Below are 15363 nucleotides of genomic sequence, written 5' to 3'. Positions count from 1 at the left end.
TATCTCAGTATGCTAAGGATTTCTCTAGTTTTCGGCTGGCAACAGAAATTGGAAAACAAATGCCGAAGTAAACAATGGCAGTAACCAAATATACAAAAAAGGGTTCGAAGGTCACATTTGTAATATTGGTAGCTGAACGGGCCAGTTCAACAAAGCCAATGGCAGAAGCGAGAGAGGTTCCTTTGATCACCTGTGCTAGAAAACCTACAGTGGGAGCAATGGAGCGACGGACAGCCTGGGGCAAAATCACTAACCCTAACTGTTGACAGTAATTCATACTTAATGCCTTGGATGCCTCCCACTGGCCAGAGGGAATCGACTCCACCGAGCCGCGCCAGATGTCTCCCAGGAAGGCACTGGTAAAGGTAGTTAGGGCAAGCGTTGCAGACATCCAAGGACTAATGTCAATGCCCAAGATGCTGATGCCAAAGAACGCCAGTAAAAATTGAATGAGCAGGGGTGTGCCCTGAACAATTTCTAGATAGACCCAGCTGATGCCCTTAAGAGGGCGAAATGGAGAGATTCTCATCAGCATAAGGAGGAAACCAGCTACGCCTCCACAAATAAACGCAATGGTGGATAACAGCAACGTCCAGCGGGCGGCCCATAATAGAGCAAAGACAATATCTAGGTGACTAAAATCTCTCATGTAATCCCTCAAATGTAGCGGGTGAAGGTGAAAAGGCGACGGTGACAGAGCTGAGCGACGAGTTTAAAGCTGAGGGCCAGCACTACATAAATCAGAGCCAGGGCAAAGTATACTTCAAAGTCTCGGAAGGTGCGCGATCGCAAAAAATTTCCCATAAACGTGAGCTCTTTAGCTGAAATTTGCGACACTACACTAGTTAGTAGCAATAGCAACACCATTTGGCTGGTGAGTGCCGGGTAAATATTGGCAATGGCGGGCTTAAGGATCACCAGACGAAAAATCTGCCATCTGTTTAACCCAAGGGACATACCTGCCTCAATCTGGCTTTGCTCAATGGACTGAATGCCGGATCGAATGATCTCGGTGGAGTAGGCTCCAAAATTAATGGTAAGCGCCAGCAAAGCGGCCTGACTGCTGCCCAACCGTGGCCCCAAGCTAGAAATACCAAAGAAAATAAACAGCAGTTGCACCAGGAAGGGCGTATTGCGAATGGTCTCCACATAGGCAGCTGCTAACATACCAAAATAACGATTGTCAGAGGTACGGCAAAGGGCACCAACTATCCCTACCATTAACCCTAAAACAATGGCCAAAGCTGACAGCTGCAGGGTGAGGCCCACTCCTGCCAATAACAAATCCCAATTATCCCAAATGACTTGAAACTGAAACCGATAGGTCATTATTTATCTATGCATCCTAAGCTGTGACTGTTGCTACTTGCCAACCCAGAGTGCGGGCTCGCTCCTGGGCAATTTTAGGCACATCTGCAGCAATAAATTGTTCATGAAGGATCTGAACGCTAAGGAGATGATTGATCATGGCATCAATCTGTACTTGCTCGGCAACGGGTATACTCAGGTGACGACAATTTGCGGCAATGTACGTTATAGATCGAGACCGCTACCCTCATCTTGATCTGCGGGTCGACCATGACGAGCAGCCCCTGGTTACCCTGCGCACTGCCTTTGAAGAGTCTTGCAAGGATTATTATCAGTCCTTCCGTCAAGCGATGCCTTCAGAACAGGCTCAGGTGTTACCCCTGGAAACACCCTGGTTAGATGAAGCAGTGTAAGTCTTATTTCACCACTAACGTTTTGACATAGCCTTCTAACTCAGGGCTAAACCGAGCGATAAAACCGCCGTCGGCACCATACAGTTCAATCGGTAGCTGGGTGCGCTTGCCAATATTGATCACCTCTTGCAACAGCTGGTTGACTTCAACAATCATCTGATCAGAGGCCGGTACACTCACACGATTATTCGGATCGGCAATGGAGAAATCTGCCAATGCATCATAATCTTTGGCTAATTTGAGCTGTACTGCCCCCCGCTTCATCCCAAACTGACAAAACGTGGGCTTACAAATACTAGAGAAATCCTCTTTAGCCTTATCGAATCGAAGGGCTAAACGCAGATTTTCCTGAGCCTGAGACAGCGCCGGTTCATAGTTTTTTAAAAGGGTCTGACCATCGGCATAGCGAGACGTGCCCACCGGCACCCCCTTAACCTGGGTAATCGCATCGCGCCAGCCCAACATAGCGAGGGTCCACTGTTCCTCTGATTCATATTGACGGGCCGTAGCTGCATAGCGCACAGCTTCGTTGTAAAACTGGTCGGCAGCCTGCTCCTGTTGATAGCGGGTACGCACCTTGGCTAAATCAGTCTCATAATTAGTTAACAGCTCATTCGCCTCCCCATGGGCCATGGTGCCTCTGGGAATCTGTTTTAGTTGTTTAACAGATTTATTCCAAGAGTCTAACGCCGTTTTCCAAGCAGACATTGTATTGGCAATTTCCGCTTGGTCCTTAGCTAAAGAGGCCGTCAGCTGTGCCTGATTCAAGTTTTCTTCTGCCTGCTGCTCCGACGTCACCCGTCCTTCAATCGTAGTTAAGTTATTGCGGTATTCCTGCAACTTTGGTGAAACAAACACCTCATAGATAGGGCTTCCGGCAGGAATCTCCTCTAGCTGGGCAATGGTTGCACGCCAGCGTTCTGCAATGCTTTCCCAATGGGCAATGGGGTGGGGTGGATTTTGACTTTCCTTGGCAGCGGTCAGGGCATTTTCCTGGGCGGCAGCCACTGCATTAAGCAGGTCAGCCTCACCCTGATAGTCATCCAATAACGCTTGCGCACTGGCATGATGCCTTGACCATGGGGGAATTGGCTTAAGGGTATTCACAGCGGTATTCAGCTGGTCCCCCATATCCAGTACAGTTTGCGGAGTCGGCTGATCCTGCAAAGCGATTAAGGCAGCATCTCCTAAGGCTTGGGCTTGCTGGATGCGATCGCATCCAGCCATCACACAGGGTCGACTTAACCCGTACCCCAAAGCGCCAAATACAGCTGCCATGCCAATACCCGCCGCCATCAAACCACGACTCACCGCAGGCGCATCCGCAACAGTCTCAGGTGTTTCATTCACAGCGACTGACGCCGCTTCTCCCACATCCTCTGAGATATCTTCTGGAGACTTCTCGTAAAACCCATCCAAATTTAAGAGTTCATCGACTGATGGCTCATCGACCGGCAGGTCCCCCTCCATGGGGGGCAGTTCTTCACCAAATAATAATTCTTCTCCAGATAAAAACTCTTCCTCTGATAGATCACCCGTTGCCTCATCCTCTCCGTCATCCTCCTCAAACAGGCTCTCAGAAGCTATTTCCGGCTGATTGTTCAACAAAGGTTCAAACACCTGATCGTCAAGCACCACATCATCCAACAATATGGGACCTGAACTATCTTGCAAGAGCCAATTAAACCGATGCACCGCAATGGGTTTCGCCATAAATGGCTGCTTTAAATAGACTTTAATTGGAATGGGGTCTCCCGTTGCACCCAGATGCTCTGCTTCAACAGGCAACCCATCAATCTCCAACCGATGGCGGATCGAGGTTTCTACCTCCGCAAAGACATAGTTGACAGGCACTGTGTCCACATTAGGGCTTTCCACCAGCACCATAAGCTTGCCTCGGCTAACAGCACACTGTATCGCAACTGCTTCAGGGACCTCCGGTGAGCGACTCAAATCGTAAGTCAAATCAGCCGATAGGCGACTTAGAGTAAACGCCGACGCTAGACTCATGCTCTACGCCTCCACAAAGTTAACCAACAGGACAAGTGCCCTAATAAACAACTATTCACAACGCATCTATGATGCAATCATTAGGCCTTAGCTTACCCCCATAATTTCCTTGGGCTCAGAGGGGCAAGGGGGTATTAAAGCTATTGAATAGTGGCCTATTGTTTACGTTTTCGCAAGCCCTTTTCTTCTTTGTTCAGCATCCATTTGTAGAATCCTAATATCATTGATGGCTCCATCGATTACCCCATGAACGTTCTAATCGTTGAAGACGAAACTGACATAGCTGACCTGATTCAGCTGTACTTAACCAATGAGAGCTTCACCACCGAAATCTGTAGCAGCGGCACAGCGGCCCTTGAACGTTTCCCTATTTTTCAACCAGACCTAATCATCTTGGATTTAATGATTCCCGGATTAGACGGCCTAGAAGTATGCGCCCGCATCCGTCAAACACCTGGCACCAAAGATCCCTACATCTTAATGTTGACAGCCAAAGGGGAAGAGTTGGATCGCATCATCGGCCTATCCACCGGAGCCGATGACTACATGGTCAAACCCTTTAGTCCCCGCGAGTTAGTTGCGCGGGTAAGAGCCTTATTACGCCGTAGTCTGCGTGGGGCACCTGCCAGCCACACCTATCGAACCGCCCACTTTGCCATTGACTTTGATCAGCGCTCTGCACTGTACCAAGATTCAGAGCAAACTTCAGACTCCATTGCCCTTGACCTCACACCGCTAGAGTTTGACTTGCTCGCCACATTTTTGAGCTACCCTGGTCGCGTTTGGAACCGATCACAACTCATCGAAAAGCTCTGGGGAGACAATTTTTTTGGCGATGAGCGGGTAGTCGATACCCACATTGCCCGTCTCCGTAAAAAAATTGAACCGAACCCGGCTCAGCCTACATTCATCAAAACCGTTGTCGGTGTCGGTTACCGGTTTGAAGATAACCATCAACGTTCTTAATTTTGAATTTTAAGTTTTGAGTTCAAGGCTCAATTCAAAATTCAAAACCCAAAATTCCCCATAGCCTTTAGTCCATGGCCAAAGTCCCAACAAACATTAGCTTACGCACCAGATTGCTGCTGTCCCACCTGATTGTCATGGCAGTTGCAATCATCGCTTTGGCCGGTGTCAGCCGTCTGTCCACTCCCCGATACTTTGTGGTGACGCTTGAGCGTTTAGAAGGCCGGGGGATTCGTATTCAGCAGGTGCGCGGCCAAATTTTAGAAAGTTTCACCGATGCTTGGGCTCGGGGGATGGTCTGGTCAGTTCTCTTAGGAGGAGGAGCCGCTGGTGGTATTAGTTATTTGCTATCGCGACGTATTATTCGTCCACTGACGCGGATGGAGGGAATTACCCAACGATTTGCCGCTGGAGACTGGGCAGCCCGCGTTCCTCCATCCGATATCCCAGAACTCCATCAGCTTGGCCATAGCTTTAACCGCATGGCTAGCGAACTGGAACAAGTAGAGCAACAGCGACGGGACTTAGTCAGCGATTTATCCCATGAATTGCGGACACCGCTCACCATCCTCCGGGGCTACCTGGAAGCCCTGAGCGATCAAAAATTGCCTGCCACCCCTAAAACCTATGCAAAGCTCATGGGTGAAACCCAACGTCTGCAACGTCTCGTCGAAGATTTACAAGAACTCTCGAAACTAGAGGCAGGGTATCTACCCATTCAACGGCAATCCACCGATCTGACAGCCCTGACGGAGCAGGTCACCCAGCGTTTCCTCGATCAGCAGCTAGCATCAGACAAACCGCAAATTGTCGTAGATACGACTCCTGATTTACCCGCCGTTGAAGCTGACCCCGCCCGTACCGAACAGGTGCTCGTCAATTTACTGAGTAATGCCCTGAAATATACCGAAACTGGACAAATTACCGTGAAAACCTGGCAAAATAAAGATCAGGTGTGGTTAGCGGTCCAGGATACTGGCATAGGCATCGCTGCTGCTGACTTACCCCATGTTTTCGAACGTTTTTGGCGCGCCGACCGCTCCCGCAGTCGTGGTTCTGGTGGTACCGGTATTGGCCTCGCCATCTGCAAACGTCTAGTCGAACTACAGGGTGGCGAAATTTATGTCAGTAGTGAAGTCAATCGGGGCAGCACATTTGAATTTTGGTTACCCAAAGCTACGCAAACCCGCTAAGTTTTGACGTAGATAGCCAACCCACCGATTACAATCCTTCAACCAATAGGCCATAATAATTATTATCAATGACCGTGACTGCGGACACTCAATTGATGAGAGACTATTGCTAGCATCATGGTTTATCCAATTGAGCCCTTCTTAACCGCGGCTAGTAATCGTCCGCTTCATTTCGCTCATGTCTGAATCCAATTCCCCAGGTCGTCAAGATCCTCGCCTTAGTAAAAAGCTGTGTGATTCAGGTCAGCTTTTTCGGGAGCGTTATGAGGTTGTGCGCATTTTGGGGCGCGGTGGTTTTGGGGTCACCCATCTAGCGCGCGATCGCATGCTGCCAGGTTCACCACTCTGTGTGATCAAACAGCTATTTCCAAAAGTCAGCCATCCCATTGCCCTAGAGCGAGCTAAGCAACGATTTCGCCGTGAGGCTAGAATTCTCGGACGGTTAGGCAGCCATTCTCAATTACCAATGCTGCTGGATTACTTCACCTTTAAGGGGGAGTTTTTTCTAGTACAAGAGTATGTGCATGGAGATACCCTGAGTCGCGAAGTTCGCAAAAACGGTGCTCAAAAGGAACCTGCCGTTAAGCAGTTCCTCATCGAAGTGCTGCCAGCAATCCGCTACATCCATCGAAATCGAGTGATCCATCGGGATATCAAACCCCCTAATATCATTCGCAGTAGAGATGACAATCGTTTGGTACTGCTAGACTTTGGGGCCGTACGTGAATGTCTTCATTATGATGATGACCCTGGGGACCATGCCGCGAGTCCTACGACACATTTTGTGGGCACCATGGGGTTTGCTCCACCTGAGCAATTGGCACTACGTCCCACCTATAGCAGCGATATTTATGCCCTAGGTGTTACTTGTTTATATCTACTGACAGGTAAATCACCTTTAGAATTTGACATCGATCCCAATACCCAAGAAATCAGCTGGCAGCGCTCTGTCAACATCAGTACATCCTTTGAACGATTACTGGCTAAAATGCTGACCACTGACTTATCAGAGCGATTCAAACGCATTGATGAAGTGCAGCGTGCCCTCCAATTAGATGCCCACTACAGCAATTTAGAACTCTGCCTCAATCGCGTACCCAAGACACAAGAAGTATCCAACAAAGAAAACGTCATCGAGTTGGATCAAAATAAATCGCCAATTCAACGCCGAGCAGCCGCTATTCGTCGACTACGCCAACGTCAGCATATGAAAAACCGACCGAGCACGGGGCCTGCGTTCCCGCTTTAATTAGCCTCCACATCCGCCAAATGATTGAACCAGGCCTGGATGGTCCTATCAAGGACTTCAGGCACCTCGTCATACAAGCAGTGGCCAACATCATCAATGGCTCGATAGCTGATGTCTGGATTTGCCGCCAGGATTTGCTTCGCCCACGCCGTCGGTAAGATATTATCCTTCGAACCCCATAGCAGGAGAATTGGGGCAGCTACCTGCTGAATTAAATCAGCGGTAACATCACTAAACTCTGCTTTAGTGCGAGATTTCACTAAGTAACAAAGTGTACGGGCTGCACCGCGTTCCAAGGTAGGTCGCGTAAATATCTCCACAAGTTCATCATCTACTCGCTCAGGCTGCTGATAAATGTTAGTGAGCACCCGGCGAATAAAATAAGGCTGACGCACTAGTGCAAATAAAGGACGCAATAGTAATGGCGTTGAAAATAGCCCCTCCACGCCCCGTGATAGACGGTCTGCCCACCCAGATACGAGTTCCTGACGGGCCAGTGGCAGTGTGAGCAAAATCAGCCTCTCTACCATGTCTGGATGCCGAGCAGCTGCCGTCAGAGCCACCAAAGCTCCCAGGGAATGTCCCATCAAAATTACGGGTTGCCCCATGAGCATTTGCCAAAAATCGTAGACTTGCTCCTGCCACACCTCCGCCCCTAGAACCGCTGCCGCCTTCTGGGAATGACCAAATCCTAGAAGGTCCAGAGCGTATATCGGTCGCTGTTGGCCCCATAGCTGTAAATTGGATCGCCACTGTTCCAAATTGGCCCCAAAGCCGTGAACCAATAGCATCGGCGTCCGCTGTTGGGCCTCCAGTTCATGGGGGCGAATGTAGGTGTAGCGAATACGCCATCCTCGCCAGTACCAGAAACGCTGCTGCCCCAACTCAGGATGATTAATGGCTTGAGATCGCTTCATGGAGTCGCTCTATGGGGGCAGATGATAACTATCATGTAACTTAAGGCAGATTGCTATTAAAGGAATCAATAGTGGTGAGTGGTAGATACCTTTAAGATAGATTAAGAATCATTTACTGATGAGTTGATTAGTCCCTCAGACTCATCACTGGGGATAGCGAGGCGTACTATGACCGAGACCAAGCAGAGAGATGTTCAGGTATTGCCCATCGCAACGAATACACTGGCCCTGCGCTCCCGCAGTTGGAATCGACTGCGTTTTGAAATTGAGTATGCGCTCGAAAAGGGAACAACGGCTAACTCTTATTTGATTAATGCTGATCAAATCGCATTAATCGATCCTCCGGGGGGCTCATTTACCACTATCTTTTTAGACGCGTTGCGATCGCACGTTGCCCTCGACCAACTTGATTACATTATCCTGGGTCACATTAATCCCAACCGATTGGAAACCTTACAACACCTGGTTAATGAAGCCCCCCAGGTAACAATTGTTTGTTCTAATCCAGGTGCGATCGCCATCAAAGCAGCGGAGCTGTCCTTACAAAACCCTTTATTTGTTATCAAGAATGCCGACGAGGTTCTCGATCTCGGTCAGGACCATAAGCTGCAATTTATGCCAGTGCCCACCCCCCGTTGGCCTGACGGACTGACTACCTACGATCCTGCCAGTTGCACCCTTTATACCGATAAATTTTTTAGCGCCCATATTTGTAATGATGACGCCTACGATCTCCGCTGGGAAGATTTGTTAAACGATCGTCGTTACTACTTTGATACAGTGATGGCCCCTAACGCTAAACAGGTTGCCACCGCCCTGGAAAAGCTTAGTGAGTTTCCAGCCCACCTTTATGGAGCTGGTCATGGCCCCATGGTGAAGTATGGCATCCATGAACTCACCCACCAGTATCAACAATGGTGTGCCCAGCAAAAGCAACAAACCCTTAGTGTTGCTTTAATTTATGCGTCGGCCTACGGTAACACTGCCACCATTGGTCAAGCCATTGCCCGAGGCATCACTAAGGCGGGTGTCGCAGTTGAATCTATCAATGCTGAACAGGCTCCCCAAAGTGACATCAAAACCGCAGCCGAAACCTGTGCCGGGTTTATCATTGGTTCTCCCACCCTCGGTGGTCATGCACCGACCCAAATTCAAACAGCACTGGGTTTGCTGCTCTCCACGGCCTCTAAAAATAAACTAGCCGGTGTATTTGGCTCCTACGGCTGGAGTGGCGAAGCCATCGACCTCCTCGAAAGTAAATTACGGGATGGCGGCTATAGTTTTGGCTTTGATCCCATCCGTGTCAAATTTAAACCGGACGAAGTCACCCTCAAGTATTGCGAAGAAGCGGGTACCGACTTTGCCCAAGCTTTGAAAAAAGCAAAACGTGCAAAAGCACCCCGTACCCCCGCCAGCAACGTTGAAAAGGCCGTTGGTAGGTTAGTCGGCTCCCTATGTGTCATGACGGCTAAACAAAGTGAAGTTGCCAGCGCCATGCTGGCTTCATGGGTCGCCCAAGCGACATTTACACCGCCTGGTTTCACCGTTGCTGTCGCCAAGGAGCGCGCCATCGAAACATTGATCTATCCAGGCAATCCTTTTGTGCTCAATATCTTGGGTGAAGGCAAGCATCTAGGTCCCATGAAACAATTTCTCAAGTCCTTCACCCCCGGTGAAAACCGCTTTGAGGGTATTGATATTGAAGTTGCCGATAATGGCGCTTACATTCTCAAAGATGCGATCGCGTATCTAGAATGTACCGTCAAACATCGTATGGACTGTGGAGACCACTGGGTTGTCTATGCCACAATTGATAGCGGCCAGGTCCTCGACAACAATGCTAAGACGGCTGTTCACCATCGCAAATCCGGCAACCATTACTAATCTTGCATTAGAAGCTAACACCGAGAGTCTTAAGGATCAGTCGAGACTCTTACCAAAGCTCTGATTTTCTTACCTGCTAAGCACTTTTCTAAGAAAAGGAGTATGCTTTAACATCTCAACTCTCTTCCAGCATCTCTTGGCCGACCAAAAGATGAAATTCCCATTGCCTAGAAACGAGAGTCATTGATTATTGAGCTGCATCCCTATCTTCATGTACGTAGCACGTTTTGCTATTGCTTATAACTATGTGCGCAGCAAACTGCTATTGGTGCAGCCTCTCCTTTGGAGATATGCATAGCAACAAGCAATCTATTGAAACGCAAAGTTTTCCAGAGACCTAAGCCTACAAAGGTTTCCCCTTAGGGTAGAAGCACTAAATTCAATGCTTGGCTAGTATTCCTCACAAGGATTCATGACTCTTTACATGTCAATTGGCAAGCTAGCCCATGCGCCTAAAAATATGTTACCTGTAGAAATATTTCATTCCCTTAAAATTACACTGTTCAATATTAATTTATGACCGTTGCGCCGTATCAGTCTGATCTATTCAAAAGGTGTAAAGAAATTTATGGCTTCTTGTCAGATTGCCAGCGACAAGCAACCTATAGTCAGCATGCGAAGCTAGCTAACTTTACAGTTCCCATTAGCTCCATTGAACCGTGGCTAGTTCTACAACAGCTAGAAAAAACATACCCAATACATTTTTACTACTCCACCCCTCAATATACCCTTCTAGGATTAGGCATAACTGTTGCTCAGCAAGCTGCTGGGCCTGATCGGTTTGAGCGTATGCAACAGTTTGTAGACGTCTGGAAACGTCGCATTCTTTCATCAAACCAGAGTGGGCCGATTATTCAACCCTATTTCCTTTGTGGATTTACCTTTTTTGAGCAAGCCCATGGTCTCTTTGATCCAGCCCAGGTATTCGTTCCACAGATACAAATTCTTCAGCGTAATGGACAAACAACCGCCAGCTTAAACTATCTCATCGACGATGCTGTCAATATCACTCGTGTAGTTGATGACATTAGACAACAGATCCAGGCAATTGAAACAGCAGCAGAAAAGACTTCCCATACAACCTTCACAACGTCCTCTAGGACCTTACAAACCCCAAAGGTGATCAGAGATGTAGGCAACTTCGAACAGATGGTGGGCAGTGTACTCCCTGCCCTGAAACGATCTACGCTCCACAAAGTAGTCCTTGCTGATGCTTTAGATGTATTATCAGCCAGTCCTTTTAATATCCCAGCCTCTCTGAAAACCTTAGGTATAGCCTATAGTGATTGCTGCATCTTTTCATTCAGCAACGGCGAAGGGCCCGTTTTTATAGGTGCCAGCCCAGAAAGATTATTGAGTATCACGACATCAGTGAACGGTAAACAGCTGACAACTGATGCCCTAGCAGGTTCTGCACCTCGAGGAGACACTCTTAACAGTGATCAGCTCATCGCTGAACAATTGCTCAACAACCCGAAGGAGCGTTATGAACATCAGGTTGTTGTCGAATTTATTATAGAGCAACTAATCAAATTAGGCCTGAATCCTCAGTTTGCAGTCTCTCCAGAAATACTCCGCTTAGCCAACATTCAACATTTACACACTCCCATCCAGGCATCTCTCCCCCATAATATTAAACCCCTAACTTTAGTTAAAACACTACATCCTACTCCTGCTGTAGCCGGGTTACCTAGACCTAGTGCCAGTCAACTACTCAAGACAACAGAATCCTTTGATCGAGGGCTTTATGCATCTCCCATTGGCTGGATTGATGCAAAAGGCAACAGTGAATTTGTTGTGGGTATTCGTTCTGCTTTAATTCAAGGTCGCCAGGCAAGACTATTTGCAGGAGCTGGAATTGTTTCACAGTCAAGTCCGCGTAGTGAACTAGCCGAAGTTAAGCTTAAATTACAAGCACTGCTAGGGGCTTTGGTGTGAATATATTAGACTATCGTAATACAAACACCCTGTGGGCATCGGTCATTGTAGAAACCCTTAGTCGACTTGGGTTAACCACCGCGATTATTTGTCCAGGCTCTCGCTCTACACCACTGACCGTCGCATTGGTTCGCCATCCTAAAATCGAAACTCTGCCAATTCTAGACGAGCGTTCGGCATCCTTCTTTGCCCTGGGCCATGCTAAGAGATCGCACCAACCTGTGGCCCTCGTATGTACATCAGGAACAGCCAGCGCGAACTTTTATCCTGCCGTAATTGAAGCCAAAGAAAGTCATGTTCCTTTAATCCTGTTGACTGCCGATCGCCCTCCAGAAATGCGTGCCTGTGCATCAGGGCAAACTATTGATCAGCAAAAATTATTTGGTGATTTTGTTAATAGCTATACCGAAATGGCTATCCCCAGCATCGGTCTCCTGAACTATGCTCGGCAAACCATAGTTCAAACGTGGGTGAAGGTGTTATGCCCTATTCCAGGTCCAATCCAGCTCAACTGTCCCTTTCAAAATCCCCTTGCCCCCTTAAGTGAAGCCCTAGACCTCAATATTGAGGAAAACAGCTTTTTTGAAGCTGTTTCACCTCCTATCCTGGGACAGGTTACGACCAATGTTCTTCCCAAAACATTGTTAGACAGTTGGGTTAACAACAATCGGGGCATCATTGTTGCTGGACCAGCACTGCCACAAAATCCTGAAGCCTACTGCCGTGCCGTTGCTCAGTTATCTCAGACACTCGGTTGGCCAGTACTTGCAGAGAGTCTTTCTCCCCTGCGTAACTACCAATCCCTAAATCCTTACCTGGTTAGTACCTATGATACTTTGTTGCGCCATCATGGGGAGAAGCTAATCCCTGAAAAAGTTATCCAGCTAGGCCCCTTGCCAACCAGTAAAGTGTTACGTCAATGGCTACGGCAACAACAGCCTTACACTTATCAGGTATCGCCTTATGCCCTGAATGTGGATCCTCTTCACGGTAGAACCCAACGGCTGGAAATTTCCGTAGAGTGTTTAGGAGAATTAATTGCTACGGCAAAGTATGCTGAAAAGTGTGACAGCCAAACTAGCCAATATTGTCAAACATGGATTAATTGCGATCGCACCCTCGAACAACACATCTCTCAAACACTCCAAACAATTCAAACGCCCTTTGAAGGAAAAATCTCCTGGATACTATCCCAGTATCTGCCAGAAGGGACACCCCTGATCATCGCCAATAGCATGCCTATCCGCGATATGGAATCCTTTTGGCAACCCAATGATCGCCATATTCAACCCTACTTTAGCCGCGGGGCAAATGGCATCGACGGTACCCTATCCACTGCCATGGGTATTGCCCATAACAACCAAAATAGTCTCTTACTCACTGGCGATCTCGCCTTTCTCCACGACACTAACGGCCTGTTAAACGCTCGCCACATAAACGGATCGCTCACCGTTATCCTGATTAATAATCAAGGCGGAGGCATCTTTGAAATGCTCCCCATTGCCGATTTTGAACCTCCCTTTGAGCAGTACTTCGCCGCCCCCCAAACAGTTGATATCGCAAACCTGTGTTGTGCCTATGGCGTTCAGCACACGCTTATCAATACTTGGGAACAGCTGATTCAAGACATCAAAAATCTTGCCATTAACAACTATCCACCCTTACAGGTCCTAGAAGTTCGCACCAATCGCAAAGCAGATGCCCATTGGCGTAAAACTCAACTGATCTCCCTAGCAAAAGTGGTCAGGCATCAGGAATCGGGAGCCAGTGTGGTGCCAGATCCTGACGCCCGATTCTCCACCTCGCTAAAATTTCCTGGCTAAAGTTGATGCTCCATTTATCAGTGTCGTCGGTAGGCAATCTCGGTTGAAAATATCTCTGTTCACACAGGTTATTGACCGTCAGCTGCGGGCGCAGTCCCTAGCTGCACATTGGGCGTCTGAACCACAGGGGCCTGCTGGCCATTCCACTTCTGCACACGGGCCCGCTCGTTACGTAGGCGCTCTAATTCCAATAGCTGGGGGGTGACTGAACCAGCCCGTAAACGATTCGCTTCCGCCTCCGCTTTTGCCTCCTCAATAAGTACCTGGGATTCACCCTTTGCACGAGCCACATTGGCCTCCGCTTCAGCCTCTACCTTACGACGATTAAACTCAGCCGTTTGAGCCGCTTGCTGAGCTGCAAACTGTTCATCAATACTGGCCTGAATCTCCTCAGGTAAACGTAATGGTCCCAACAAAGAAACATCCTGTACAACAATAAATGGGAAACGCTCTTGAGTACAGGTACGTACGGCATCTACAAGCTTTTGCTGGTTCGTTGGCAGCATTGAGGGCGTCAACTGCAAGTCTTCAGCAGACTTGCCAAAACAGTTACGCAACCCATTACGTAACTCACTAGCACGAAACTCATTGGGAGTCTTACGATAGGTTTCATAAAACTCATGAAGCTTTGTTTTAGGAGCCCCTTCAGTAACTTGTTCAGTTGTAAACCCAAAGGACACGCCTACATCCGCTGAGACAGGACTACCCCCTACAGAAAAAATCACCGATTCATCATTGGGAGACCCCTCTGTAGCATCCCGTGTAAATGGATAGGTATTGATAAATGTGGGAAATACCACCACATTTTCCGTATAGCCGTTATACCAAACACGGCCATTGACTAAACGGGCATTTTCAATACCTTTGTCACCACCATAGAGGCGAATCTTTAGACCTGCATAGCCGGGTTCTACCGTACTTATACTAGTGCCTGGAACAACTCCACAGCTTGATGTTACTGCTCCCAACACCCCTAAGGAAGCAACTAATTTCAGAAACGTTTTGAATCTCATTTTTGATATTGCCTAAGTAAATCCGAAGCGGAGAGCTGAAAACGGTAGGCATCAGGTTCAACACTCAGTATTGAAAATGTCTCAATGTCTCGACGAACGTTAAGCGATGTCGTGCCGATAAAATCTATCCAAGTTAACTGGTAATACTCCGGAAAGTGGTGAACAAACAACCGACGAGCTATACGGGCATCTATCCAGCGCATAATTACAGCGCCCACCGATAGACTTAGTAAACCCAACACAACTAACCAGATCAATACTCCCAAGAAAGGATAGTTGGAGTTTAGAAATTGAGGTGCGATCGTCGCTATCAAGAAAAGACACACCAGAAGCTCAATCACCCCAAGTAATATCCAACGGCAAAGAATTTTCACGTCTACCTATGGCTACTATGCCAAAAAAGAGCGTCAACCTCTGTCAATAGCGTGTCTCGCTCTCGCTATAACCTACTACAAATAAATTAGAGCCCATTTCGAATCATCAAAAACTATTATTCAGTCCCGCTAGATCAATTTACATAGTACCCAACAAACTAGGTCATCTGCCCCGTCACGACTCTCAAAGCATTTAGGGCATCACCTATTAACGTTGATGAATCAATAATCACACTACGGATTGGATCGACCAGCGAAAGCATTTTAAGCTAAAC

14 protein-coding genes are annotated in these 15363 nt (G+C 48.0%); 7 read left to right on the top strand and 7 right to left on the bottom strand.

Features of this window, described 5'->3' with window-relative positions:
- Window positions 1-4: 4 nt before the first annotated feature.
- From SPB21_RS35690 to SPB21_RS35680, 3 genes are read right to left on the bottom strand one after another with little or no spacing between them, the layout of a single operon-like run.
- Window positions 5-649, bottom strand: a complete 645-nt coding sequence (locus tag SPB21_RS35690; protein WP_163699919.1) for an amino acid ABC transporter permease — start codon at window positions 647-649, stop codon at window positions 5-7.
- A gap of 8 nt (window positions 650-657) precedes the next feature.
- Window positions 658-1329 carry an amino acid ABC transporter permease gene (locus SPB21_RS35685; RefSeq protein WP_163659087.1) on the bottom strand — a complete coding sequence of 224 codons (672 nt, stop codon included), beginning with the start codon at window positions 1327-1329 and terminating at the stop codon, window positions 658-660.
- A 16-nt stretch (window positions 1330-1345) separates the two neighbouring features.
- Complete coding sequence (locus tag SPB21_RS35680; RefSeq protein WP_284681684.1) at window positions 1346-1468, bottom strand: hypothetical protein; 123 nt, start codon at window positions 1466-1468, stop codon at window positions 1346-1348.
- A gap of 58 nt (window positions 1469-1526) precedes the next feature.
- Here SPB21_RS35680 and SPB21_RS35675 point away from each other — a divergent pair, with 58 nt between their 5' ends.
- Window positions 1527-1721 carry a hypothetical protein gene (locus SPB21_RS35675; protein WP_163659088.1) on the top strand — a complete coding sequence of 65 codons (195 nt, stop codon included), beginning with the start codon at window positions 1527-1529 and terminating at the stop codon, window positions 1719-1721.
- Window positions 1722-1724: 3 nt separating this feature from the next.
- Here SPB21_RS35675 and SPB21_RS35670 read toward each other — a convergent pair whose 3' ends face one another.
- On the bottom strand, window positions 1725-3731 hold the full coding sequence (locus SPB21_RS35670) for a hypothetical protein (protein WP_163659089.1): 2007 nt from the start codon (window positions 3729-3731) through the stop codon (window positions 1725-1727).
- A gap of 246 nt (window positions 3732-3977) precedes the next feature.
- On the opposite strand from SPB21_RS35670, the gene SPB21_RS35665 reads away from it, so the two are divergent.
- The 3 genes from SPB21_RS35665 (at window position 3978) to SPB21_RS35655 (ending at window position 7139) form a co-directional block, all read left to right on the top strand.
- The gene (locus tag SPB21_RS35665; protein ID WP_163659090.1) at window positions 3978-4697 is read left to right on the top strand and encodes a winged helix-turn-helix domain-containing protein; all 720 of its coding nucleotides are present in this window, start codon (window positions 3978-3980) and stop codon (window positions 4695-4697) included.
- A gap of 74 nt (window positions 4698-4771) precedes the next feature.
- Entirely contained in the window at window positions 4772-5890 is a 1119-nt protein-coding gene (locus SPB21_RS35660) for a sensor histidine kinase (RefSeq protein WP_499869800.1), read from the top strand.
- 178 nt (window positions 5891-6068) lie between these two features.
- Window positions 6069-7139, top strand: a complete 1071-nt coding sequence (locus tag SPB21_RS35655; protein ID WP_163659092.1) for a serine/threonine-protein kinase — start codon at window positions 6069-6071, stop codon at window positions 7137-7139.
- Here the strand turns inward: SPB21_RS35655 and SPB21_RS35650 are convergent.
- Window positions 7136-8056 (bottom strand): alpha/beta fold hydrolase, encoded by a 921-nt coding sequence (locus tag SPB21_RS35650; protein WP_163659093.1) that lies wholly within the window; start codon window positions 8054-8056, stop codon window positions 7136-7138. The genes SPB21_RS35655 and SPB21_RS35650 overlap by 4 nt on opposite strands.
- 168 nt (window positions 8057-8224) lie before the next feature.
- On the opposite strand from SPB21_RS35650, the gene SPB21_RS35645 reads away from it, so the two are divergent.
- From SPB21_RS35645 to menD, 3 genes are all read left to right on the top strand, one after another.
- The gene (locus tag SPB21_RS35645) at window positions 8225-9940 is read left to right on the top strand and encodes a diflavin flavoprotein (protein WP_163659094.1); all 1716 of its coding nucleotides are present in this window, start codon (window positions 8225-8227) and stop codon (window positions 9938-9940) included.
- A 516-nt stretch (window positions 9941-10456) separates the two neighbouring features.
- Complete coding sequence (locus SPB21_RS35640; RefSeq protein ID WP_499061344.1) at window positions 10457-11878, top strand: isochorismate synthase; 1422 nt, start codon at window positions 10457-10459, stop codon at window positions 11876-11878.
- Window positions 11875-13701 (top strand): 2-succinyl-5-enolpyruvyl-6-hydroxy-3-cyclohexene-1-carboxylic-acid synthase, encoded by a 1827-nt coding sequence (gene menD, locus SPB21_RS35635; RefSeq protein ID WP_499869797.1) that lies wholly within the window; start codon window positions 11875-11877, stop codon window positions 13699-13701. Before SPB21_RS35640 ends, menD begins: the two co-directional genes overlap by 4 nt.
- 68 nt (window positions 13702-13769) lie before the next feature.
- Here menD and SPB21_RS35630 read toward each other — a convergent pair whose 3' ends face one another.
- Entirely contained in the window at window positions 13770-14714 is a 945-nt protein-coding gene (locus tag SPB21_RS35630) for an SPFH domain-containing protein (RefSeq protein ID WP_499869795.1), read from the bottom strand.
- Complete coding sequence (locus SPB21_RS35625; RefSeq protein ID WP_163659098.1) at window positions 14711-15088, bottom strand: hypothetical protein; 378 nt, start codon at window positions 15086-15088, stop codon at window positions 14711-14713. Before SPB21_RS35625 ends, SPB21_RS35630 begins: the two co-directional genes overlap by 4 nt.
- Between the last annotated feature and the right edge of the window lie 275 nt (window positions 15089-15363).

This window comes from Leptothoe sp. ISB3NOV94-8A, assembly GCF_043421595.1.
In the GTDB taxonomy this organism is placed as follows: domain Bacteria; phylum Cyanobacteriota; class Cyanobacteriia; order Phormidesmidales; family Phormidesmidaceae; genus Leptothoe; species Leptothoe turfae.
This window is presented reverse-complemented; position numbering and strand designations above follow the sequence as displayed.